18 protein-coding genes are annotated in these 22,133 nt (G+C 64.1%); 10 read left to right on the forward strand and 8 right to left on the reverse strand.

Annotated elements, in window-relative coordinates; genetic code table 11:
• Window positions 1-29: 29 nt before the first annotated feature.
• Entirely contained in the window at window positions 30-1,610 is a 1,581-nt protein-coding gene (locus NKH67_RS13940; protein ID WP_353031157.1) for a 5-guanidino-2-oxopentanoate decarboxylase, read from the reverse strand.
• Window positions 1,607-2,455 carry a dimethylarginine dimethylaminohydrolase family protein gene (locus tag NKH67_RS13945; RefSeq protein WP_352681569.1) on the reverse strand — a complete coding sequence of 283 codons (849 nt, stop codon included), beginning with the start codon at window positions 2,453-2,455 and terminating at the stop codon, window positions 1,607-1,609. The genes NKH67_RS13940 and NKH67_RS13945 overlap by 4 nt, the downstream gene beginning before the upstream one ends.
• Window positions 2,456-2,673: 218 nt before the next feature.
• On the opposite strand from NKH67_RS13945, the gene NKH67_RS13950 reads away from it, so the two are divergent.
• From NKH67_RS13950 to NKH67_RS13970, 5 genes are all read left to right on the forward strand, one after another.
• The gene (locus tag NKH67_RS13950; protein WP_023676274.1) at window positions 2,674-3,483 is read left to right on the forward strand and encodes an ABC transporter ATP-binding protein; all 810 of its coding nucleotides are present in this window, start codon (window positions 2,674-2,676) and stop codon (window positions 3,481-3,483) included.
• A 51-nt stretch (window positions 3,484-3,534) separates the two neighbouring features.
• On the forward strand, window positions 3,535-4,329 hold the full coding sequence (locus NKH67_RS13955) for a transporter substrate-binding domain-containing protein (protein ID WP_352469896.1): 795 nt from the start codon (window positions 3,535-3,537) through the stop codon (window positions 4,327-4,329).
• Between the two features lie 212 nt (window positions 4,330-4,541).
• A complete protein-coding gene (locus NKH67_RS13960) occupies window positions 4,542-5,207 on the forward strand; it encodes an ABC transporter permease (protein ID WP_352470177.1) in 666 nt (221 codons plus the stop codon).
• Window positions 5,208-5,221: 14 nt separating this feature from the next.
• Window positions 5,222-6,028 carry an ABC transporter permease gene (locus NKH67_RS13965; protein WP_352470176.1) on the forward strand — a complete coding sequence of 269 codons (807 nt, stop codon included), beginning with the start codon at window positions 5,222-5,224 and terminating at the stop codon, window positions 6,026-6,028.
• A gap of 92 nt (window positions 6,029-6,120) precedes the next feature.
• Window positions 6,121-7,122, forward strand: coding sequence for an Ldh family oxidoreductase (locus NKH67_RS13970; protein WP_352681473.1), 1,002 nt, complete (start codon window positions 6,121-6,123; stop codon window positions 7,120-7,122).
• 57 nt (window positions 7,123-7,179) lie between these two features.
• On the opposite strand, the gene NKH67_RS13975 is transcribed toward NKH67_RS13970, so the two are convergent.
• The gene (locus tag NKH67_RS13975; RefSeq protein ID WP_352454720.1) at window positions 7,180-7,452 is read right to left on the reverse strand and encodes a hypothetical protein; all 273 of its coding nucleotides are present in this window, start codon (window positions 7,450-7,452) and stop codon (window positions 7,180-7,182) included.
• 245 nt (window positions 7,453-7,697) lie between these two features.
• On the opposite strand from NKH67_RS13975, the gene NKH67_RS13980 reads away from it, so the two are divergent.
• The gene (locus NKH67_RS13980; RefSeq protein ID WP_352681475.1) at window positions 7,698-8,672 is read left to right on the forward strand and encodes a complex I NDUFA9 subunit family protein; all 975 of its coding nucleotides are present in this window, start codon (window positions 7,698-7,700) and stop codon (window positions 8,670-8,672) included.
• 20 nt (window positions 8,673-8,692) lie between these two features.
• On the opposite strand, the gene NKH67_RS13985 is transcribed toward NKH67_RS13980, so the two are convergent.
• A complete protein-coding gene (locus NKH67_RS13985; protein ID WP_353031159.1) occupies window positions 8,693-10,066 on the reverse strand; it encodes a cytochrome P450 in 1,374 nt (457 codons plus the stop codon).
• Window positions 10,067-10,249: 183 nt separating this feature from the next.
• On the opposite strand from NKH67_RS13985, the gene NKH67_RS13990 reads away from it, so the two are divergent.
• The 4 genes from NKH67_RS13990 (at window position 10,250) to NKH67_RS14005 (ending at window position 17,325) form a co-directional block, all read left to right on the forward strand.
• The gene (locus NKH67_RS13990; protein ID WP_353031161.1) at window positions 10,250-10,819 is read left to right on the forward strand and encodes an NADPH-dependent FMN reductase; all 570 of its coding nucleotides are present in this window, start codon (window positions 10,250-10,252) and stop codon (window positions 10,817-10,819) included.
• A 58-nt stretch (window positions 10,820-10,877) separates the two neighbouring features.
• On the forward strand, window positions 10,878-13,544 hold the full coding sequence (locus NKH67_RS13995) for a caspase family protein (protein ID WP_352681481.1): 2,667 nt from the start codon (window positions 10,878-10,880) through the stop codon (window positions 13,542-13,544).
• Between the two features lie 146 nt (window positions 13,545-13,690).
• Window positions 13,691-16,162, forward strand: coding sequence for a DNA topoisomerase (ATP-hydrolyzing) subunit B (gyrB, locus tag NKH67_RS14000; protein WP_352453677.1), 2,472 nt, complete (start codon window positions 13,691-13,693; stop codon window positions 16,160-16,162).
• A gap of 245 nt (window positions 16,163-16,407) precedes the next feature.
• Window positions 16,408-17,325, forward strand: coding sequence for a hypothetical protein (locus NKH67_RS14005; protein ID WP_353031163.1), 918 nt, complete (start codon window positions 16,408-16,410; stop codon window positions 17,323-17,325).
• A gap of 88 nt (window positions 17,326-17,413) precedes the next feature.
• Here NKH67_RS14005 and NKH67_RS14010 read toward each other — a convergent pair whose 3' ends face one another.
• The 4 genes from NKH67_RS14010 to NKH67_RS14025 form a co-directional block, all read right to left on the reverse strand.
• On the reverse strand, window positions 17,414-18,934 hold the full coding sequence (locus NKH67_RS14010) for a hypothetical protein (RefSeq protein WP_352681484.1): 1,521 nt from the start codon (window positions 18,932-18,934) through the stop codon (window positions 17,414-17,416).
• A gap of 90 nt (window positions 18,935-19,024) precedes the next feature.
• The gene (locus NKH67_RS14015; protein WP_352681486.1) at window positions 19,025-20,422 is read right to left on the reverse strand and encodes an NAD(P)(+) transhydrogenase (Re/Si-specific) subunit beta; all 1,398 of its coding nucleotides are present in this window, start codon (window positions 20,420-20,422) and stop codon (window positions 19,025-19,027) included.
• Between the two features lie 6 nt (window positions 20,423-20,428).
• Window positions 20,429-20,851, reverse strand: coding sequence for an NAD(P) transhydrogenase subunit alpha part 2 (locus NKH67_RS14020; protein WP_502893749.1), 423 nt, complete (start codon window positions 20,849-20,851; stop codon window positions 20,429-20,431).
• On the reverse strand, window positions 20,851-22,125 hold the full coding sequence (locus NKH67_RS14025; RefSeq protein ID WP_352681490.1) for a Re/Si-specific NAD(P)(+) transhydrogenase subunit alpha: 1,275 nt from the start codon (window positions 22,123-22,125) through the stop codon (window positions 20,851-20,853). The genes NKH67_RS14020 and NKH67_RS14025 overlap by 1 nt, the downstream gene beginning before the upstream one ends.
• Window positions 22,126-22,133: the final 8 nt, after the last annotated feature.

Below are 22,133 nucleotides of genomic sequence, written 5' to 3' on the forward strand. Positions count from 1 at the left end.
CGATGCGGAAGGTCGCGCCTTTCGCGCGATCACTCAACCGAAATCTCGATGACGTAAGGTCGTGCAGTCGCCCGCGCGCGCCCAAGCGCGTCCGCCAAGCCGCCGGTGCCGGAAATCCGCTCGGCGGCAATGCCGTAGGCTTCGGCCAATTTGCAGAAATCCGGCGGTGCCGGGGAGACGCCGACCGGCTCGACGCCGACGTCGAGCATCGAGGTTTCGATCTCGCGGTAGCCACGATTGTTCCAGACTGTGAAGATCACCGGCGCCGCCGCGTCGAGCGCGGCGCCCAGTTCCGGCAGGGTGAACTGGAAGCCGCCGTCGCCGGTGAGGCAAACGACCGGCGCCTCAGGCCTGGCAAGGACGGCACCGATCGCCGCCGGCGGGCCATAGCCAAGCGCGCCGAAGCCGGTGGCGGCGTTGAACCAGCCGCCCGGCCGGTCGTGATCGTAATAGAGGTTAGCGGCGTAGACCGGCTGGGTCGAATCGCCGACGATGATCGCGCCAGGCAGCGCATCGCGGATCGTCTCGACGGCGCGCAATTGCGCCTGCATAGCCGGGCCGATCTCGGCAAAGGCCGCTTGCCGCGTCGCGGCGGCGCGAGCGGCGCCGTCGACCGATTGCGCCTGGCCCGTGCCGAGTTCGGCACGCAGCGCCTCGAGCGCTGCACCGCAATCGGCCTGGATCGAAATCCGAGCCGGCCGGCGGGCAAGCTGGTCGGCGCCGATGTCGATGCGGATCAGATTGGCAGGCAGGACAAAACCGCCGTTGCCATAGCCATCATAGTCGGTCGGACCGAATTCGGTGCCAGCGGCAATGACCAGGTCGGCGCCGGCCATCAGCGCACGCACCGCCTTCAGGCTGGGGCTGGCCGGCACGCCAAGCGGATGGCGATAGAGCAGGCCGCGCGCATTGGCAGTCTGGACGACCGGCGCTCCCAACCTCTCGGCCAGGCGCTGCAACGGCGCTTCGGCAGCTTTGGCGCCGCCGCCGGCAAGGATAAGCGGCCGGCGGGCAGACGCGCATAGCCTTGCCGCCTCGGCAATCGCCGCTACATCCGGCTCGGGCGGCGCTGAATTCCGCAGCAGCGGCACGATGCCGTTGGCCGGCATGGTCATGACATCGGTCGGGATCTCAATATGCGCGGGACCCGGACGCGAGGATGAGAACAGCGCAAAGGCGCGGGCGAGCACGCCGGGCAGTTCGCCGGCCTCGGTGACACGGTGCGAAAACAGCGCCACCTTCTCCATCATGCCGCGCTGGTCCGGCAGTTCATGCAGATGGCCAAGGCCTTTGCCCAGCGTCGGCGTGGCGTTGACGCCCGAGATCACCAGCATCGGCACCGAATCGGCGCGCGCCTGACCCATGGCGGTGATGGTGTTGGTCAGCCCCGGCCCGGTGATGACGAAGGCGATACCCGGCCTGCCGCTGGCGCGCGCATAGCCGTCAGCCATGAAGCCGGCGCCCTGCTCGTGGCGCGGCGTGACGTGACGGATCTTCGATCGCGCAAGCCCGCGATAGAGCTCGACCGTGTGTACGCCGGGAATGCCGAAGACGGTGTCGACGCCGTGCGCTTCGAGCAAGGTGATGAGCGCTTCGCCGATGGTCGTCATTGTCTTAACACCGGGCGCGTGAGGCAGGTAGGGCCGCCCTCGCAGGCAATGCACAGCGCATCGGCCTCGAATGTCGAGACCGTACAGCCGGCGGCTTGCATGGCAGCCGCCGTCTTCGGAAAACCGGCAACGGCGATAACCTGGCGCGGCGCGGTCGGCAGCACGTTGAGGCTGAGCCCATTCGAGGCGAAGAATTCGTCGGCGTCGCCCTCGACCAGCCGAATGGCGCGTTCGCGCAGCATCTGGTGGAAGGCGACCGGCAGGAGGGGCGCATAGACCAGCGCCAGATCGTCTGCGAGCGGGCTGATCACCGACATCAGGTGCAGGCAGGCCTCCTCGCCCTGCCAGAGCGGCAGGTCGAAGCCATAGACCTGGATGCCCTTGGGTGAAAGCAGGTTGGAGAGCTGCTGGATGCCGTGCTGATTGGTGCGCACGCCGCGGCCGATGGCCAGCGTGTTTGCATCCACCCACACACAGTCGCCGCCCTCGACCTGGCCGGGAGCCTCGATTCGGCCGAGGACGGGGATGCCCATGCGCCCATAGGCTGCCTCGTGGAGGCTGGGCTCGGGCCGGCGCAGCGCCTTGCCCATGGCAAGGATGACCGCGCCATGATCGGTCATCAGCGAGGGATCGTGGGTAAAAACCGAATCGGCAAGCCCGTCGTCGGCGTCACTCAGCCATTCGATTTCGGCGCCTGAGGCCGAAATCAGCCTGGCCAGCGCATCATGCTGGACCGCCGCTTTTTGCGGATTGAAGCCGGGGCCATAGTGCCACTCCAGCGCTTCGGCCCGACGCATGGCGCCGGCAGCGGAGCGCATCAGCACGCGCTGCAGCGTCCCGGCCATCGACTGCGACCCGTATGCTTTGCCCACTAAATTCTCCTGAAACGCGCCCCTCCTGCCAATAGCCACTCGGCAGGCGGTGATCAATGGTCCAAAAAACTGCGGTTGACGGAGACAAGCGGAACGGTCCATCTTGAGAATCGGAACGCTGTCCAGTGACGGGTAATGGGTAAAAAATTCCAGCAAGGACTGCCTCGGCTGCTCCGCGGGGCACCGCGACGATGACAGCGCCGGCCACCGCCCTGAAGCATACGGCGCAGAACGGCGCCGCCGAAGCCATCCACGTCGAGAACCTGCACAAGAATTTCGGCAAGCTGCATGTATTGAAGGGCGTTTCGCTGTCGGCGCGCGATGGCGAGGTGATCGCCATCATTGGCGGCAGCGGCTCGGGCAAATCGACGCTGCTGCGCTGCATCAACTGCCTGGAGAACCCGACCAGCGGCATTATCCGGGTCAATGGCGAAGAGATAAAGCTGAAGGCCGACAGCTACGGCCACACCGTGCCCGCAGACCGCAAGCAGATCGAACGCATCCGCTCCAAGCTTGGCATGGTCTTCCAGAACTTCAATCTGTGGAGCCACATGACGTTGATCGAGAACGTCATCGAGGTTCCCGTGCATGTGCTCGGCGTCAAGCGCGATGTGGCGATCGGCGAGGCGGAAAAATTGCTCGCCCGCGTTGGCTTGGCCGAAAAACGCGACGTCTATCCTGCCTATCTGTCGGGCGGCCAACAGCAGCGCGCCGCGATCGCCAGGGCGCTGGCCATCAATCCGCGCGTCATGCTGTTCGATGAGCCGACTTCGGCGCTCGACCCGGAACTCGTCGGCGAGGTGCTGAAGGTGATCGGCGACCTGGCGCGCGAAGGCCGCACCATGGTGCTGGTCACCCATGAGATGAAGTTTGCCCGCGAGGTCGCGACGCACGTCGTTTACCTCCATAACGGGCTGGTCGAGGAAGAAGGGCCGCCGGAACAGATCTTCGGCGCACCAAAATCCGAAAGGCTGAAGCAGTTCATCCGCAACATCAGTTAAACTGTGGGCGGACGAAAACCGGGAACAACAACAAAACTGGGAGTCATGACGATGAAGATTATTCTCAAGACCTTTGCCGCAGCGCTGCTGGTTGGCGTTGCCGCCATGGGCGTGGCCAAGGCCGATCCGGTCAAGATCGGTGTCGCTGCCGAGCCCTATCCGCCGTTCACCTCGCCGGATGCTTCCGGCAAATGGGTCGGTTGGGAAATCGAATTCATTGACGCTGTCTGCGCCGAAGAGAAGCTCGACTGCGTCATCACGCCGGTCGCCTGGGACGGCATCATCCCGGCGTTGACGACCAAGAAGATCGACGTCATCGCCAGCTCGATGTCGATCACCGACGAACGCAAGAAGACGATCGACTTCTCCGACAAATATTACAACACCCCGACTGCGATCATCGGGCCGAAGGACCAGAAGTTCGGCTCGACACCGGAGGACCTCAAGGGCAAGATCATCGGCGTCCAGGTCTCGACCGTACACGCCGACTACGCCAAGAAGCACTTCGCCGACGCGGCGGAAATCAAGGAATACCAGACCCAGGACGAGGCCAACCAGGATCTTGCCGCCGGCCGGGTCGACGCGGTGCAGGCCGATTCCATCGCCCTCGACGCCTTCCTGAAATCGGACCAGGGCAAGCAATGCTGCGATCTGAAAGGCATGGTCGCGCCGGATCTGGCCATTCTCGGGCCCGGCGTCGGCGCCGGCGTCCGCAAGGAAGACACCGAGTTGAAGGAAAAGATCAACGCCGGTATCAAGGCCATCCGCGCCAACGGCAAATATGACGAGATTTCGAAGAAGTACTTCGACTTTGATATTTACGGCTCCGACACGCAGTCGAACTGACGGCCTCATCCATGAGCGATTAACCACGCGGCCCCGATAGAGCCGCGTGGTTGGTCGAAATCCATCGACGCGAGCTTCCGCGGGCGGAAATCGCCGGCGGTTTTAGCGCCAGCAATTCGAGGGCGACGCTGATCGACGCATTTGTTCCGGCTTGGGCCGCCTCTGCCATCGCGCTTCTCTCGCCCGTGCCGCCGGGCTGGGGTGGAACGCTCATCGTCGGGCTGCTCCATACGATCGAGATTGCGGTCGGCGCCACCTGTCTCGGCCTTTTGATCGGCATCGGCGGCGCCTCCGGCAAGCTGTATGGTGGTCCGGTGGTGCGCGATCTCCTGGCAGTCTATACGACCGTCGTGCGCGCCGTGCCGGAGCTGGTGCTGATCCTTCTGCTCTATTACGCCGGCACCGACCTGATCAATCAGATGCTGACGGCAACGGGCTATCAGCGTATGGACATTAGCGGGCTGGCGGCCGGCATTGCCGTGCTCGGCTTCGTCCAGGGCGCCTATTCGACCGAGGTGATCCGCGGCGCGATCCTCGCCATTCCGCAGGGCCAGATCGAAGCCGCGCGCGCCTATGGCATGTCTCCCGGCCTGCTGCTGCGGCGCATCACGCTGCCGGCGATGCTGCCGTTCGCCATACCCGGCCTTGCCAATCTCTGGCTGATCGCCACCAAGGACACAGCGCTGCTGGCGGTCGTCGGCTTTTTCGAGCTGACATTGGCGACACGGCAGGCGGCCGGCGTGACCAAAGCCTATCTGACATTCTTTATCGCCGCCGGCGCGATCTACCTTCTGTTGACGCTGGTTTCGAACCTGATCATCGGCCGCATCGAGACATGGGCCCGCCGCGGCATGCCGTCGCTCAAGGAGGCCCGGTGATGGCTGGCCCGGCGATGACTGGCGAAGCGGCCGTCGAGATAGCCGCACGCGCTTCGCTGTGGCTGAAGCCGCATCGTATCGCGCTGATCCTGATCGCGCTGGGGCTGGTTTTGGCGGCGGCCGTCTTCATGCGCTGGGACTGGCTGCCGAAATATTACGGGATGGGATTGCTCGGCATCTGGCGCGCGCTGTGGATTCTTGCCGTCACCTGCACGCTGGGCTTCCTGCTCGCCATGCCGCTCGGACTGGCACAAGCCGCAGGCTCTTTCTGGTTCGCGGCGCCCGCCAAGGCCTTCTGCACGGTCATCAGGGGAACGCCGCTGCTGCTGCAGCTCTGGTTGCTCTATTACGGGCTGGGCTCGCTGTTTCCACAATATCCATGGATTCGCGAGTCCTGGATGTGGCCCTATCTGAGGCAGGCATGGCCCTATGGCGTGCTCGGGCTGACGCTGTCCTTCGCCGGCTATGAGGGCGAGGTGATGCGAGGCGCTTTTGCCGGCGTACCGAAAGGCCAATTGGAAGCCGCCCGCGCCTTCGGCATGAGCCGCTGGAGGATTTTCCGGCGAATCTGGCTGCCGCAGGCCTTCTACCGCGCGCTGCCGACACTGACGGGCGAAATCGTGCTGCAGCTGAAATCGACGCCGCTGGTGGCGACCATCAGCGTGATCGACATATTCGCCGTCTCTTCAAAGGTGCGTCAGGATACCTACCTCACCTATGAACCCTTGCTGCTCCTGGCGTTGATCTATATGGCGATCACCGGCATTCTCGTCTTCACCCTGGGCAAGATCGAGGCGCGGATTCCGAACAAGATCGGTTAGCGAATAGGGAGTAGTGAATAGCGAATAGTTTTGCTGATTTCCCTACTCGCTACTCCCTATTCGCTACTCGCTGAAATTTCAGGGCAGCTACGATGCAACTCAGTCTCGACCAGGCGACAGGGCTGTGCCGGATGGCCGCACTTGGCGCTGGCGCCAACGAAGAGGCGGCGCAGTCGCTGGCTGCCTCGATCGTCGCGGCCGAGGCGGAAGGACTGTCGACCGTTGGGCTGTCGCACTTCATCGATTATCTCGAAGCGCTGGAAGCCGGCCGCATCGACGGCAACGCCGATCCGGTGATCACCAGGCCGGCGCTCGCGGTCTATCTCTCCGATGCGCGCGGCGGACTGGCGCATACCGGTTTCGACCGCACGATCGATGAACTCGCCAAGGCGGCGCGGCTGTTCGGCGTCGCGATTTTTTCGCAGAAGAATGCCTATACGTGCGGCGCGCTCGGCTATTTCACCGGAAGGCTGGCCGCGCAGGGATTGGTGTCGTTCGCCGCCACCAACGGCCCGGCCATGCTTGCCGGCTCGGGCTCGGTCAAGCCGGTCTACTGCACCAACCCGATGTCCTTTGCGGCACCCGCCGCGGACGGGGCGGCGCTGGTCATCGACCAATCGTCGAGCGCCACCGCCTTCGTCAACATCCGCAAGGCGGCCGAGGACGGCAAGAAGATACCCGAAGGCTGGGCACTGGATGCGAGCGGCAATCCGACCACGGACCCGGCAGCTGCAATGAAGGGCGCCATGCTTGCCTTCGGCGGCCAGCGCGGCGCCAACATCGCGCTGATGGTCGAGGTGCTGGCTGCGGGCCTGTCGGGCGCCAACTGGTCGCTCGATGCGCCATGGTTCAGAGGCGGGCCGGACAGTCCGGGGACCGGCCTGTTCGTGCTTGCCGTCGAGCCCAAGCTGCTCGATCCGGACTTCGAAAAGCGGATGAAGGATCAACTCGACCGGCTGCGGCGGCGCTATGGCGTGCATGTGCCGGGGCGTGCCCGGGCCGAGGCCGCGGAGAAGGCGGCGGCGCGCGGCATAAGCGCGCCGAAAGCCGTGGTGCAGCGCATTTCCGAATTCGCCGCCCGCTATTCGTCCTGAAGAAATTCGTTTGTCCGATGAGCGGCTGAGAACGCCTGCCGATCCGGCAGCGCGAGCCTACTTCCCGCAATAATGATCGTTGATGACGTTCGCCGCATTCGCGTCCGGCCCTACCCTGTTGTAGGAGCAGGGTTCGGCGGCCGTCGTGAACAGGTGGTTGTCATAGTAGCGCGGGCCACCGAACAGAATGTCGATGATGTTGCCGTTGGCCGGAACGTAGCGTTCGGGTTGAGCTTGGTGGTGATGCCGGTTTGCCGCGAATGCCGAGGCACCAATGCTGCAGCCTGTTGCGAAAGCCAGAGCGAAGATCGCAACGCGTTTTGTCGTCATCGGCAATATCCTCCATTCGGAATCAAACCATACATCCTAAAATCGCCGGCCGGAACAAAGGTTCCTGTCCCGAATGGAGTTACCCTAAAGCCCGGCGTCGGCGGGTTTTCTGCCGTTTCCAACGGATACTGGAAATCATGCTTCAACAATGCCGGGCGACCGATGGTCACCCTTTGCCTTTGGCGCGAAACCGACTATGAAACGGCTTCAAACCAAACCATCTGGATAGCCCGCCGGAGCCAGCCATGACCGAAATCCTGCAGACCCCAAAGCTCGTCGTCGTGTTCGGCGGCTCCGGCTTTGTCGGTCGTCATGTCGTGCGGGCGCTGGCCAAGCGCGGCTACCGCATCCGGGTTGCCTGCCGTCGGCCCGATCTCGCCGGCCACCTGCAGCCGCTCGGCAATGTCGGGCAGATCCAGCCGGTGCAGGCCAATGTCCGGGTGCGCTGGTCGGTCGACCGCGCCGTGCAAGGCGCGGACCATGTCGTCAATCTGGTGGCGATCGCGCATGAGGCCGGCCGGCAGAAATTCACTGCCGTCCACGAATTCGGCGCGCGCGCTGTCGCTGAAGCGGCGCGCGCCGTCGGCGCCGGCCTCACCCACATCTCGGCTCTGGGAGCGGATCTCCACGCGCAATCGGACTACGCGCGTACCAAGGCGCTCGGCGAAAAGGCCGTTCTGGAGACGGTCCAAGACGCCGTGATCTTGCGGCCATCGATCAATTTCGGGCCAGAGGACGGTTTCTTCAACCGCTTTGCCAACATGGCCCGCTTTTCCCCGGTGCTGCCGCTGATCGGCGGCGGGCAGACGAGATTCCAGCCGGTCTATGTCGGCGACGTCGCCGAAGCGGTGGCGCATTCGGTCGACGGCAAGGTCCAGGGCGGCCGGATATATGAACTCGGCGGGCCGCAAGTGCTTACCTTCAAGGAATGCATGCAACAGCTGCTTATCATCATCGAACGCAAGCGGTTTTTGCTGCCCGTGCCATGGTGGCTGGCGAACCTCCAGGCATCAATTCTCGGGCTGTTGCCCAATCCGTTGTTGACCAAGGACCAGGTCCTGCTGTTGCGCCAGCACAATGTCGTGTCGGAAGCCGCCGTCAAGGACAACCGGACGCTCGCCGGCCTCGGGATCCAGCCACGGTCGATCGGAACCATCCTGCCCAGCTATCTCTGGCGCTACCGCGCCGCCGGCCAGTTCCAACGCAAGTCCGCCGCATAATACAAACGGACGTCGGTTGCCTACGAGGCGCGCCGGGTGACCTGCATCGGCAGGCCGCCTTGCGGCTGCGTCGTCAGCTTCTGCACCGGCCAGGGGCGGGTTTCCGCGGTCGCGTCGAAACGGTAGCGCGACAGCATGATCGCCAACGCGATGATTGCCTCCTGCATGGCAAAGCTGGCGCCGATGCAGACGCGAGGCCCGGCGCCGAACGGCAAATACTGGAAACGGTCGATCTTCTCGCGGTTTCCCGGATGGAAGCGTTCCGGCATGAAGGCGTCGGGCCGGTCCCACAGCTTGCGATGGCGGTGGACGACCCACGGCATCACCAGCACCGCGGCACGTCGCGGTATGTAGAGGCCGTTCCAGGTTTCGGGCTCGATCGGTTCGCGGTTGATCGATGGCGCCGGCGGATAGAGCCTGAGCGCCTCTTCGAAGGCGGCACAGGTGAGCGGCATGGCGTCGAGCCATTTCGTCGGGTCGGGCTCACGCGCCAGCACGGCATCGATCTCGTGCTCGATCTTTTCGCGCTCCCACGGCGCTTCGGCAAGGCAGTAGAGCGTCCAGCCGAGCGCCCTGGCCGTAGTCTCGTGGCCGGCGCCGATAAAGGTGATGATGTTGTCCTCGACCTCGGCCCGGGTCAGCCCGCCCGGTCCCTCCGCTTTCAACAGCAGCGTGAGAAAATCCTGCGGCACCGTGTCCGGATCACGCTTCAACCGCGCCTCGCGCATCTGCACCGTGTCGGTGACGATCTTGCGGAAGTAGGCCATTGTCTTGCGGCCGCGGATGCGGGTCAGACGCGGCAGCCAATCGGGTGCCCGCAACAGGTCGAGCGGATCGACCCGACCCATGGTCTCGAACAGGCGGTCGATCTCCTTGGCAAAGCTGCCCGGCTCGCCTGAAATCTCACCGGAAAACAGCGTCTCGGCCAGGATGTCAAAGGTAAGCAGCGTCATGTCGTGAGCGATGTCGAACGTGCCACCTTGCTCGTAACGGGTGACGAATTCGAGCGTGCGTTTCAGCATCGGCTCGGCGAAGCCGAAGATGTGGCGCGGCGTGAACACCGGCGCCATGGCCTTGCGTGAACGCCGCCACACCTCGCCCTCGGCGGTCAGCAAGCCGTCGCGCAGGATCGGCCGCAGGATCAGCTGGCGAACGGTCGCCATCTTGTAGTTCTTGGCGTTATCGACCAGCACGTGGCGAATGAGACCGGGGTCGTTGGCGATGACCAGCGGCCCGCCGATGCCGGTCACCGAAATCCAGGGCTCGTTGTAGGTCGGCTCGCCCCACAGTTCGAGCGGATTGCGGTAGACGATGCGGATCATCTCCAGCGTCGAGGGCGGCGCGGTGCGCGGCTTCGGCGCCGGCGGGACGAAGGGGACGGGCTGACTGTCCATGACTTGCTCCGCTGACACCTCAATGTAGTGGCGGGCAAGGCAGGCGTCCATGTGAGCGGACGACAAGGTGATGCATCCGCTCTCTGGAATGTGACCGGGGCACCGGAAAGTGCCTGCTTGCTGTGTCCGGCTGCGTGTCTTAGGTGGCAGCACCACAGATGTCAGAACCGGCGGGAGCCTGCCTTGAAGCACCAGTTGAACGTCATCATCGGCAGCACGCGGCCGGGCCGCGCCGGACCCGCTTTCGCAAAGTGGCTGGAGAGCTTTGCGCGCGAGCATGGCAAATTCGAGCCGGTGCTCACTGACATCGCCGCCTTCAACCTGCCGGTGCTGGACGTGCCGCATCATCCGAGACTCGGCAAATACGAAAACAGCCACACGAAAGCGTGGTCGAAGGCAATCGACGCCGCCGACGCATTCGTCTTCGTGGCGCCGGAGTACAATTATTTCACCGCTCCCGCGATCGTCAACGCGGTCGACTACCTGCTCAGGGAATGGCGATACAAGCCGGCCGCCATCCTCAGCTACGGCGGTGTCTCCGGCGGTTTGCGAGCGGCGCAGGCGGTCAAACCGTTGCTGACCGCCGTCGGTGTCATGCCGATTCCGGAAGGCGTGGCGCTGCCGATGTACCAGAAGCTGCTCGACGAGACCGGCGCCTTCCTGCCCAGCGAGCAGGTGCTCGGCGGGGCCAGGACCATGCTGGACGAGCTGTTCCGCTGGAGCGAAGCGCTGAGGCCGATGCGCGCCAGCTAACAACGCGAACGGCCGAACTGGCCGATGCCATAACTTGCTCATGCCATAAAGAGATGGAATGCTCCGGCAAATGACCGGGCCGGGGCGGTTCGATTTGCGTTTTCTGTTTGCCTTGCTGCTGATCCTCTCGACGGCCTCCGCTGCAATGGCGGAGCGGCGCGCTGCGCTGGTCATCGCCGAGAACGACTACCGGCTGATCCGGCCGCTCGCCAATCCCGTCAATGACGGCGAGATCATGGAAACGGTGCTGAGGAAGCTCGGTTTCGAGGTCTTCCTCGAAACCAACCGCGACCTGCGGCGCATGCGCCGGGCGCTTGACGATTTCCGCGAGGATGCCAAAGGCGCCGACGTGGCACTGGTGTTCTTCTCCGGCCACGGCGTCGAGATAGCCGGCGAGAATCGGCTCCTGCCGGTCGATGCAGACGCGTCGTCGCTCGCTACGCTGGAAAGGACCAGCCTGCCGCTGGAGGAGATCCGCGCGACCGTCGCCGCCACCAGCAAGGTCGGACTGATCGTGCTCGATGCCTGCCGCAGCGATCCGTTTGCGGCTACGGGCGGCGAAGGCCGCGGCGCAACGGCGCTGGTAAAAGAGGTCAGCGACAAGGTCCGGCCGGGTCTTGGCCGCATCGGGCGGGCAGAAAACATTCTGTTTGCTTTCTCGGCGGCGCCCGGCGAGACCGCCGTGGATGGGACGGGCCAGAATTCGCCGTTCACCGCGGCGTTGACGAAATATCTCGGCACCGAAGGTCTCGAGATCCGCTCCGTGCTGACGCTCGTGCAGCAGGAGGTCTACGACCTCTCGCGCGGTAAGCAATTGCCCTATGTCGAGAGCGGCCTGCCGCAGCTGTTCTTTGCCGCCTCGGCCAAGGAGAAATTGCCGGAACGCGAACGCCTGTTGCTGGCCATGGCCGAGGTGACGCCTCAGATGCGCGGCGAAGTGGAGAAGATCGCCAGCGACGCCGACATGCCGCTGGCACCGCTCTATGGCGCGTTGATCAGTTCCGATGCCGGCCACCTCTCCGCGGACAGTCTGAACGCCAGGCTGCGTGAGGCAGCCGACGCCTTCGTCAAGGTGCGGAGCGAAATGCAGACGCTTGGATCCGACGATCTCAGAGTGTCGGCGTTGCGCCGGCAGGCCGAAGAGCAGCTTTCGCTGGGAGCGTTCGATGCGGCGCGGAAAAAGCTCGCCGAGGCAGCCGAGATCGACAGTGTCTCTCGCAACGCTTTGAAGGCCAATTTCGTCAGCCGCACGCTCTCCGAGGCCGCAACGCGCTATTTGTCCGGCGGGGCGGCGCGCGCCGACCTCGACTACGCCACAGCCATCAAGGACTATGAGTCCGTGCTCGCGCTTTATGGCGAAGCCGGACAGGTGGTGCTGTCGCTCGACGATGCCGACCGCTTGATCCGCACGCTGGACGAGCTCGGCAAGCTCTATACCACGATCGGCAATATCGATGCGGCCGGCCGCGCGTTCGAGGCGCTGCAAGCCGATCTTGAGCGGCGGTCGCATCATGAAACCGATCCCAACGTGAAGCGCGACTTCGCCGTCAGCCACGTCAAGCTCGGCAACGTGCGAATGGCGCAAGGCAATCTGCCGACAGCGCTGCAGAATTATGAGACGGCCAAGACCATTCTGCAGGGCCTGACCGAGGCAGAACCGGCTAATCTGGAGTGGTTCGGCGACCTCGCCATGGCCGACGACAAGATCGGCAACGTATTGGCGACGCAAGGCGATCTGGCCGGCGCCGCAGAGGTCTACCAGGAAAGCCTGTCGATCAAGAAGCAGCTCGCCGCCGGAGAGCCGGACCGTGCCGAACTGCAGCGCGACCTGACCATCACCTACGATGAGATCGGTCACCTTGCCCATATCGCAGGCCAACTGGACAACGCACAGGCGGCCTATGAAGAGAGCCTGAAGGTGCGGCTGGCGCTGGCGGCGGACAAACCGGGAGACGCCGACCGGCAGCGTGACGTCTCGGTCAGCCACGATACGATAGGCGACCTGCTGCGCGAACGCGGCGACGCCGCCGGGGCGCTGGCGGCCTACAAGGAAGGTCTGGCGATCGTCAAGCAACTGGCGAAACGCGATCCGGACGACACCGAGTTGAAGCGCGACCTGTCGGTCGGCAACGCCAAGATCGGCAATGCGCTGAGCGACCAGCAGAATTGGCCGGCGGCACTTTCGGCTTATCGTGAGGCACTTTCGCAGGCCAGCGCGCTCGCCGCCGGCGACCCGAACAACACCGAATGGCAGCGCGACCTGTCCGTGTGCATCGAGAAAGTCGCCGGCGTCCTGGCGATACAGGGCGACCACAAAGGCGCGCTGAAAGCCTATCTGGACAGCTACGCGATTGCGCAGAGGCTGGCCAAGCTCGATCCCGCCAATTCCGACTGGCAGCGGGACTTGTCGATAACGCTGTCCGAAGTCGCCACGCTGCGCCTCAGGCAGCGCGACGTCAGGGGCGCCCGGCAAGCCCTTCAGGACAGTCTGGCCATTCGCGAGAAACTTGCCCGGTCCGATCCGGACAACGCCACCTGGCAGCGCGACCTGGTGGTCGCCTATATCGACTACGCCCAAGTCGCAAAGGACCCGAAGGCTGTGCTTTCCAAGGCGCTCGACATGACGCTCGAGCTCGACCGGAGCGGGCGGTTGGCACCGCGCCACAAGTTCATGATCAAGTTTTTACGTGAGCGGCTGGCCAGGATCGAAGCCAGGCGCCGATAGCCTGCTCACGCGATGGTCATTCCGTTCCGAAATGCCTGCAAACCTTGGAAAAACCGCCTTTTGCGCCTATATCTACGACATTAGAAATGCGCGATTCGAAGCCGATTTTTCGCGCTCTGCACACGGCATCAATCAGACAGGTTTTCATGAGCGACCAGACCGACATCGCCAACGGCGTTGAAGCCGAATACGGCGCCGATTCCATCAAGGTTTTGAAGGGCTTGGATGCCGTTCGCAAGCGGCCGGGCATGTATATCGGCGATACCGACGACGGCTCGGGCCTGCACCACATGGTCTATGAGGTGGTCGACAACGCCATCGACGAAGCACTGGCCGGCCATGCCGACCTGGTGACGGTGACGCTCAATCCGGACGGATCGGTGACGGTCATCGACAATGGCCGCGGCATTCCGACCGATATCCACACCGGCGAAGGCATTTCAGCGGCCGAAGTGATCATGACGCAGCTGCATGCCGGCGGCAAGTTCGACCAGAACTCCTACAAGGTCTCAGGCGGCCTGCACGGCGTCGGCGTGTCGGTCGTCAACGCCCTGTCGGCCTGGCTGAAACTGAAGATCCGCCGCAACGGCCAGATCTACGAGATGAGTTTCACGCATGGCAATGCCGACGCGCCGCTGCGGATCACCGGCAGTTATGAACAAGACAAGGTCCCCGGCACCTATGAAGGGCGCAGCGGCAGCGAAATCACGTTTTTGCCGTCGTCCGAGACTTTCACCATGGTCGAATTCGACTACGGTACGCTGGAGCATCGGCTGCGCGAGCTCGCCTTCCTGAACTCCGGCGTGCGCATCGTTTTGACCGATGCCCGCCATGCCGACATCGTGCGCCATGAACTGCACTACGATGGCGGGCTGGAAGAGTTCGTCCGATATCTCGACCGGACGAAGAAGCCGTTGCTCGACAAGCCGATCTCGATCCGCGCCGAGCGCGACGGCATCACGGTCGAAGTCGCCATGTGGTGGAACGACAGCTACCACGAGAACGTGCTGGCCTTCACCAACAACATCCCGCAACGCGACGGCGGCACGCATCTGGCAGGCTTCCGCGGTGCGCTGACGCGCCAGATAACCGGTTATGGCGACTCCTCGGGCCTGACCAAGAAGGAAAAAGTGGCGCTGATCGGCGATGATTGCCGCGAAGGGCTGACCGCGGTGCTGTCGGTCAAGGTTCCCGACCCGAAATTCTCCTCGCAGACCAAGGACAAGCTGGTGTCGTCCGAGGTCCGCCCGGTGGTCGAAGGGCTTGTCAACGAAGCGCTCGGCACCTGGCTCGAGGAGCACCCGACCGAGGGCAAGGCGGTCATCGAGAAGGTCATCCAGGCCGCTGCCGCGCGCGAAGCCGCGCGCAAGGCACGCGACATCACCCGCAAGAGTTCGCTCGGCGTCACCTCGCTGCCCGGCAAGCTGGCTGATTGCCAGGAGCGCGATCCGGCGAAATCCGAGATCTTTATCGTCGAGGGCGACAGCGCCGGCGGCTCGGCCAAGGGCGGCCGTTCGCGCCAGAACCAGGCCATTCTTCCGCTGCGCGGCAAGATCCTCAATGTCGAGCGCGCCCGCTTCGACCGCATGCTCGGCTCCGACATGATCGGCACGCTGATCACCGCGCTCGGCACCTCGATCGGCAAGGACGAGTTCAACGCCGACAAGCTGCGCTACCACAAGATCATCCTGATGACCGACGCCGATGTCGACGGCGCCCACATCCGCACCTTGCTGCTGACCTTCTTCTTCCGGCAGATGCCGGAACTGATCGAACGCGGGCATCTCTACATCGCGCAGCCGCCGCTCTACAAGGTGACGCGCGGGAAGAGCTCGCAATACATCAAGGACGAAGCCGCCTTCGAGGAATTCCTGATCGGCTCCGGGCTGGAAGAAGCGTCGCTGGCGCTCAGCACAGGCGAGGTGCGGGCTGGACAGGACCTGCGCAGCGCCATCGACGACGCCTTGGCTGTCCGCCAGCTCATCAACGGATTGCACACGCGCTATAACAGAGGCGTGGTCGAGCAGGCAGCGATTGCCGGCGCGCTCAACCCGGAGATCTTCACCGACCTCCGCCGCGCCAACGAAACGGCCGAGCGTGTTGCCCGTCGTCTCGACATTATCGCCGAGGACACCGAGCGCGGCTGGATCGGCCGCATGTCGACCTCGAACGAGGGCATTGGCGGCTATGTCTTCGAGCGAACGGTGCGCAGCGTCAAGGAGTTCGCGCATCTCGACCTGGCATTGATCAATTCCGCCGACGCACGCCAGCTCGACCGCTATGCGCCGCGCCTGGCGGAAATCTACGGCGAGCCGCCGGTGCTGCGCCGCAAGGATGTCTCGGAAACCATTTCGGGGCCGCTGGCACTGCTCAATGCCGTGTTTGCCACCGGCCGCAAGGGCCTGACCATGCAGCGCTACAAGGGCCTTGGCGAAATGAACGCCGAGCAGCTCTGGGAAACGACGCTCGACCCGAATGTGCGCTCGCTGTTACAGGTCAAGGTCAATGACGCGACTGATGCGGACAGCTTGTTTTCACGGCTGATGGGCGACGAGGTCGAGCCAAGGCGCGAATTCATCCAGGAAAACGCGCTGTCGGTTGCCAATCTGGACATTTGAGTCGCCATCCAGATACCCAGCCAGCAGGCATGAAGTGTATTGGTGCGCCTTGGCGCACCAATACGACTGCTGCAACGCAACAAAGATCACCAGGACCGCCGGAACGGAAAGGCTTTCAAGGCATTGTAGTTGATCACAATCGCCGCAGGAGGCATCCATGGGACGTGGCATTTTGCTCTGGCTTCTCGGAGTCCCAATACCGATCATTATTCTGATCATGCTGTTCGCACGGTAGGGAGGCTTCGATGCCGTCCACCGTAACAGCTGTCGACGTTTCCGCCCCGACGGAATCCGCTTCCACTGCTGTCAGCTGGGGGCCAATCGTCGCCGGCGCCTTTGCTGCGTCAACGCTTACCTTCATCTTGATGCTGCTCGGCTCCGGGCTTGGGCTGAGCATGGTGTCGCCATGGTCCGGCTCGGGTGCGTCAGTCACCACTTTCGCCGTTTCCACCGCCGTCTGGCTGATCGTCGTGCAGTGGCTGTCCTCGGCCCTGGGTGGCTACCTCGCCGGACGCCTGCGCACCAAATGGGTCGGCATCCACACCGATGAAGTCTTCTTCCGCGATACCGCTCACGGCTTCCTGGCCTGGGCGCTGGCGACGCTGCTCGTCGCCGGCGTGCTCGGCACGGCGCTTTCGGCCGCGATAGGTACCGGTGTCCAGGCTGCTTCGACTGTGGCATCGGGCGCGGCAATGGGCGCTTCGGCAGGTGCTGCTGCAAACGCGGGTAGCGCCTCGACTGACAACGCCACATCGTATTTCGTCGATACGCTGTTCCGCCCGGCCGATCCGGCAAGGCTCGCTGCCGCCAATCCGGAGAGCGACGCTGCGGCAACGGCGCAGGCATCGCGCATTCTAATCGCGAGTGCCGCAGCAGGCGAAATATCGGCCGACGACAAGACCTATCTATCGCGGCTGGTGGCCGCCCGCACAGGCCTGTCCGAAGCGGATGCCACCGCTCGCGTCGATACGGTAATCGCCAGAGCGCAGGACGCCAAGGTCAAGGCCCAGCAGGCGGCCGACACCGCCAGAAGGGCAGGCGCGACCTTCTCGTTGATTGGCGCGCTGTCGCTGGTCGTCGGGGCCTTCATTGCCAGCGCGGCTGCAGCACTTGGCGGCAGGCAGCGCGACGACGAGGAAGCGATTTTCCTGACCAATCGTTGATCGGTGACTAAGCGAACTCGGTCCGCTTCGGGAAGATTACGCCCGAAGGGGACCTTGCTTTGAACTGCCGCCGCGCATTGCTTGCCGCCTACAGCTCAGCTTCCAGTTTGCGGCCGAGATCGACCGCATCGCGCAGCACGGCAAGGTGCGAGCGCGGCTGTACGCCGGCCAGCGCGTCGACCTCGACGCCGCTCGCCGTCAGCGACCAGTAGAGCCTGTGCGTGAAGACGCGGCCGCCCGAGCCGCGCAGCTCGACCTGGATGTTTTCCACGCCGGGACCAAAATTTTCCGTCATCCGCCCTGAAATCGGGTCGCCGGTCAGCCAGCCATTGCCCCTGTCGAAAATATTGGTCCAGCGTGTCGCGGCAAACACCGCGCCATGATGCACTGCCCGCTGCGGCTTGCCGGAATGGCTGCGCCCTTCCTGGTAGAGCATGGTCCCGCCCGCCGCTCTGTCGGCGATCGGCGGGCATGCTGAAAACAGGCGCTCGGCGATGCCGCGCCTGAATTCGGCGAGGTTGTAGGTCACCAGAAACTCGCTGTGGGTCAGCGGACTGCCGAGCGTGACGAAATCGCTGATCTTCCACGGCAGCGGATGATCGGCGTCGCCGACGCGAAGCTGCCGGTAGAGCTCCCATTGGCTGCGCCGGAATGCGGGGAGGTCATCGAGGCTGTCGGGCCAAGCGGAGGCATCGGCGACCAGCGTCGCCTTGTCGACGGCGTGGATCGCCTTCAGCCTCGCTTTGTCGCGAATGGCTTCCAACTTTCTAGGCCTGAAATCGGCCCACAATATCTGCAACAGATCATAGGCGATGATCGACCCGAGGCTGTGCGAGACCAGCACGATGCGGTCATAGGCATCGTCCATCATGAGACGCTTCAGCAGCTTGAGGCCACGCTCGCGGACCAGCGCCCGCTTCTCGACCGTTGCCGCTTCGGCCCGCACATAGGCGGCGACGTCGCCGAAATAGGGCAAGCCAAACTGGTCCACCGACCAGATGACGAACGACGCCAGAACCGTGACAAGCACACCCGTCGTCCAGGAGATGTAGCCTTGCCAGGTCGACGTTGCGAGCGCCAGCGCCGCGCCCAGGACCACGAGGGTGGCCAAAAGCGTGACGACATAGAGTTTGAGCACATCGCGCGGAATATCGGCCGGCTTGCGCCAGAGCAGGGTCGTCACCCAGGCAGCAAGGCGGCTTCGGGTCGTGCCCTGGGTGATGTCGGCCCAGTAAAGCTCGTAGAAATCGGTGCGGCGGCCATCGACATCATAGGGCGTGGTGATCCGGCGGAGTTCGTGCGAATTGGTCCGGCTGTCGGGCGTGATCCAGCTCTGGTTGATCTTCGCACCCATCGGGTCGGCCGGATCGGGGACATGGGCATAGAACGGTGCACGGGCCGGATCGTGGCTCCATACGGCCTGGACAAACTCCCTCAACGTGTCCATGGGCCGCTGCTCGCCCATGCCGTGCACGACCACTACCGCCTGGCTGCGCTTGCGTGGCGCCTTCTCTGCTGCGGTCAGATCGGCGGCCGGCGATGCAGCAGAACCAGGGTCGGGCACCAGCACCTCCACGATGACGCCGTTAGCAAGACGACGGGTCGGCATCGTAGCTTCAGAACCGGTAACAGCCAAGAAAAAGCCCGGCGCGGAGCCGGGCTATTCGACGATCGGCAGTGAGTTGGCAGCGACGCCGTTTCAGTGATCCATCGCTTTGACGATCTCCTCGGTCATCTTCTTGGCGTCGCCGAGCAGCATCATGGTGCCGTCCTTGTAGAACAGCGTGTTGTCGATGCCGGCATAGCCGGAGCCGAGCGAGCGCTTGACGAACAGGCAGGTGCGGGCCTTGTCGACATCGAGGATCGGCATGCCGTAGATCGGTGACGACTTGTCGTCACGGGCCGAGGGATTGGTGACGTCGTTGGCGCCGATGACATAGGCGACGTCGGCCTGCGCGAACTCAGAGTTGACGTCCTCCAGCTCGAACACTTCGTCATAAGGCACGTTGGCTTCGGCCAAGAGCACGTTCATGTGGCCGGGCATGCGGCCGGCAACCGGGTGGATGGCGTATTTGACGTCGACGCCGTTGGCCTTGAGCTTGTCGGCCATCTCGCGCAGCGCGTGCTGCGCCTGGGCGACGGCCATGCCGTAGCCCGGCACGATGATGACCTTTTGCGCATTCATCATCAGATAGGCGGCATCCTCGGCCGAGCCCTGCTTGACCGTGCGCTCGATGCCGTCGTTGGCAATGGCTGATGTCTCGCCGCCGAAGCCGCCGAGGATGACCGAGATGAAGCTCCGGTTCATGCCTTTGCACATGATGTAAGACAGGATGGCGCCCGACGAGCCGACCAGCGCGCCGGTGATGATCAGCGCCAGATTGCCGAGCGTGAAGCCCAGGGCGGCCGCGGCCCAGCCCGAATAGGAATTCAGCATCGACACGACCACCGGCATATCGGCGCCACCGATCGGGATGATGAGAAGCACACCCAGCACCAGCGAGGCGGCAACGATCAGCCAGAACACCACCTTGGACTCGGTGGTGACGAGCAGCACGATCAGCACGATCAGCGCAATGCCCAGGGCCGCGTTGATGAAGTGGCGGCCACCGATCATGATCGGCTTGCCCGACATGCGGCCGTCAAGCTTCAAGAAGGCGATGACCGAGCCGGTGAAGGTGATGGCACCTATGGCAACGCCGAGGCTCATCTCGATCAGTGCCTGGGCATGAATATCGGCGACGGTGCCGATGCCGAAGCTTTCCGGTGCATAGATGGCGGCGGCCGCCACCATGACCGCGGCAAGACCGACCAGCGAGTGGAAGGCGGCGACCAGCTGCGGCATCGAGGTCATGGCAATGCGCCGTGCCGTGACCGCACCGGCCGAGCCGCCTATCAGCAGCCCGAGCACTATGAGGCCGAAGCGCCCGGCCGAAGGGGTCGCCAGCGCCAGCGTCGTGGCGATGGCGATGCCCATGCCGATCATGCCGTACATATTGCCCTGGCGGCTGGTGGTCGGATGCGACAGGCCGCGCAATGCGAGGATGAACAGGATGCCGGAGACCAGATAGAGAAAGGAGGCGAAGTTGGCGTTCATGGCGGCCTACTTTTCCTTCTTCTTGTACATGGCCAGCATGCGCTGGGTGACGAGGAAGCCGCCGAAGATGTTGACCGATACCAGCATCAGCGCAACGAAGCCGAAGCCGGTGGCAAGCCCTGAGGCCGAGATGCCGACGGCCAGCAGCGCGCCGACGACGATGACGGAGGAAATGGCGTTGGTGACCGCCATCAGCGGCGTGTGCAGTGCCGGCGTGACGGACCACACGACGTAGTAGCCGACGAAGATCGCCAGGACAAAGATGGCGAAGCGAAAGACGAAAGGATCGATGGCACCGCCGGACAGCGCGTGAGCGGCGTCACCCACCGCCTCGGTGCCGGGCGCGGCCGCCAGGTTCTGCACGGCGAGCCGCACGGCAGCTGTCGCCTGGTCGAGCTGGTCGAGGGCTTTCTGCAGCGTCTGATCCATCACGCGATCCCTCCGGTGGTCTTGGGCTTCCTCGAAGCGGCCGTTTTCTTCGCAGCCGGCTTCGCCGAAGCCTCGGCAACCATCGTCCTGGCCGGAATGGCCGGTGGTTCGACATATTGGCCCTTTGGCGGCTCCTGCTCAGCCTTTGCGAAAGCCGGATGCACGATCTTGCCAGCATCGGTCAGCATGGTTGCCTTGACCAGCTCGTCGTCGCGGTTGATGGCAAGCGTCTTCGTCGCTTTGTCGACCAGCGTCTCAAGGAAGGCATAGAGGTTCCTGGCATAGAGAAGCGAGGCCGAGGCGGCGACGCGACCGGGAACGTTGAGATGGCCGACGATCTTTACCCCGTTGGCCGTGGTCACCACCTTGCCGGCTTCGGCGCCCTCGACATTGCCGCCGCGCTCGACCGCGAGGTCGACGATCACAGAGCCGGGTTTCATCGAGGCGACCATTGCCGCCGAGACCAGCTTCGGCGCCGGACGGCCGGGGATCAGCGCGGTGGTGATGACGATGTCCTGCTTGGCGATGTGCTCGGCAGTCAGCGCCGCCTGCTTGGCCTGGTATTCCTTCGACATTTCCTTGGCGTAGCCGCCGGCCGTCTCGGCCGCCTTGAACTCCTCGTCCTCGACGGCCAGGAATTTTGCGCCGAGCGAGGCGACCTGCTCCTTGGCGGCCGGGCGCACGTCGGTGGCGGTGACCACGGCGCCGAGGCGGCGCGCGGTGGCGATGGCCTGCAGACCGGCGACGCCGACGCCCATGACGAACGCCTTCGCTGCCGGTACGGTGCCGGCCGCCGTCATCATCATCGGTAACGCCCGGTCATATTCGGCAGCCGCGTCGATCACCGCCTGATAGCCGGCGAGGTTGGCCTGGCTGGATAGAACGTCCATCGACTGGGCGCGGGTGATGCGCGGCATGAACTCCATGGAGAAGGCAGTAACACCGGCCTTGGCAAGGGCAGCGACGGCAGCGTCGTTGCCGTAGGGATCCATGATCGCGATGACAGCGGCGCCGGACTTGTAGCCCTTCAGCTCGGCGTCCGTGGGGCGGCGCACCTTCAGCACCACATCGGCCCTGGCTGCATCGCCGGCCTTGCCGATCGCGGCGCCCGCCTTGGCAAACTCCTCGTCGGGAACGCGCGACGCCGTGCCGGCGCCGGTTTCCACGATTACGTCGAAACCCAGTGCTGCCAGCCGCTTCACCGTATCGGGCGAGGCCGCGACGCGAGGCTCGTTTGCGTCGAGCTCACGAGGGATGAAAACCGTCTGTCCCACCGCACGAT

Source organism: Mesorhizobium sp. M0968 (assembly GCF_040319065.1).
Lineage (GTDB): Bacteria > Pseudomonadota > Alphaproteobacteria > Rhizobiales > Rhizobiaceae > Mesorhizobium.

Coding starts and splice junctions, on each gene's coding strand:
- NKH67_RS13940 (WP_353031157.1), bottom strand. CDS start 1,610: ATGACGACCATCGGCGAAGCGCTCATCACCTTGCTCGAAGCGCACGGC.
- NKH67_RS13945 (WP_352681569.1), bottom strand. CDS start 2,455: ATGGCCGGGACGCTGCAGCGCGTGCTGATGCGCTCCGCTGCCGGCGCC.
- NKH67_RS13950 (WP_023676274.1), top strand. CDS start 2,674: ATGACAGCGCCGGCCACCGCCCTGAAGCATACGGCGCAGAACGGCGCC.
- NKH67_RS13955 (WP_352469896.1), top strand. CDS start 3,535: ATGAAGATTATTCTCAAGACCTTTGCCGCAGCGCTGCTGGTTGGCGTT.
- NKH67_RS13965 (WP_352470176.1), top strand. CDS start 5,222: ATGACTGGCGAAGCGGCCGTCGAGATAGCCGCACGCGCTTCGCTGTGG.
- NKH67_RS13970 (WP_352681473.1), top strand. CDS start 6,121: ATGCAACTCAGTCTCGACCAGGCGACAGGGCTGTGCCGGATGGCCGCA.
- NKH67_RS13975 (WP_352454720.1), bottom strand. CDS start 7,452: ATGACGACAAAACGCGTTGCGATCTTCGCTCTGGCTTTCGCAACAGGC.
- NKH67_RS13980 (WP_352681475.1), top strand. CDS start 7,698: ATGACCGAAATCCTGCAGACCCCAAAGCTCGTCGTCGTGTTCGGCGGC.
- NKH67_RS13985 (WP_353031159.1), bottom strand. CDS start 10,066: ATGGACAGTCAGCCCGTCCCCTTCGTCCCGCCGGCGCCGAAGCCGCGC.
- NKH67_RS13995 (WP_352681481.1), top strand. CDS start 10,878: ATGCTCCGGCAAATGACCGGGCCGGGGCGGTTCGATTTGCGTTTTCTG.
- gyrB (WP_352453677.1), top strand. CDS start 13,691: ATGAGCGACCAGACCGACATCGCCAACGGCGTTGAAGCCGAATACGGC.
- NKH67_RS14005 (WP_353031163.1), top strand. CDS start 16,408: ATGCCGTCCACCGTAACAGCTGTCGACGTTTCCGCCCCGACGGAATCC.
- NKH67_RS14010 (WP_352681484.1), bottom strand. CDS start 18,934: ATGCCGACCCGTCGTCTTGCTAACGGCGTCATCGTGGAGGTGCTGGTG.
- NKH67_RS14015 (WP_352681486.1), bottom strand. CDS start 20,422: ATGAACGCCAACTTCGCCTCCTTTCTCTATCTGGTCTCCGGCATCCTG.
- NKH67_RS14020 (WP_502893749.1), bottom strand. CDS start 20,851: ATGGATCAGACGCTGCAGAAAGCCCTCGACCAGCTCGACCAGGCGACA.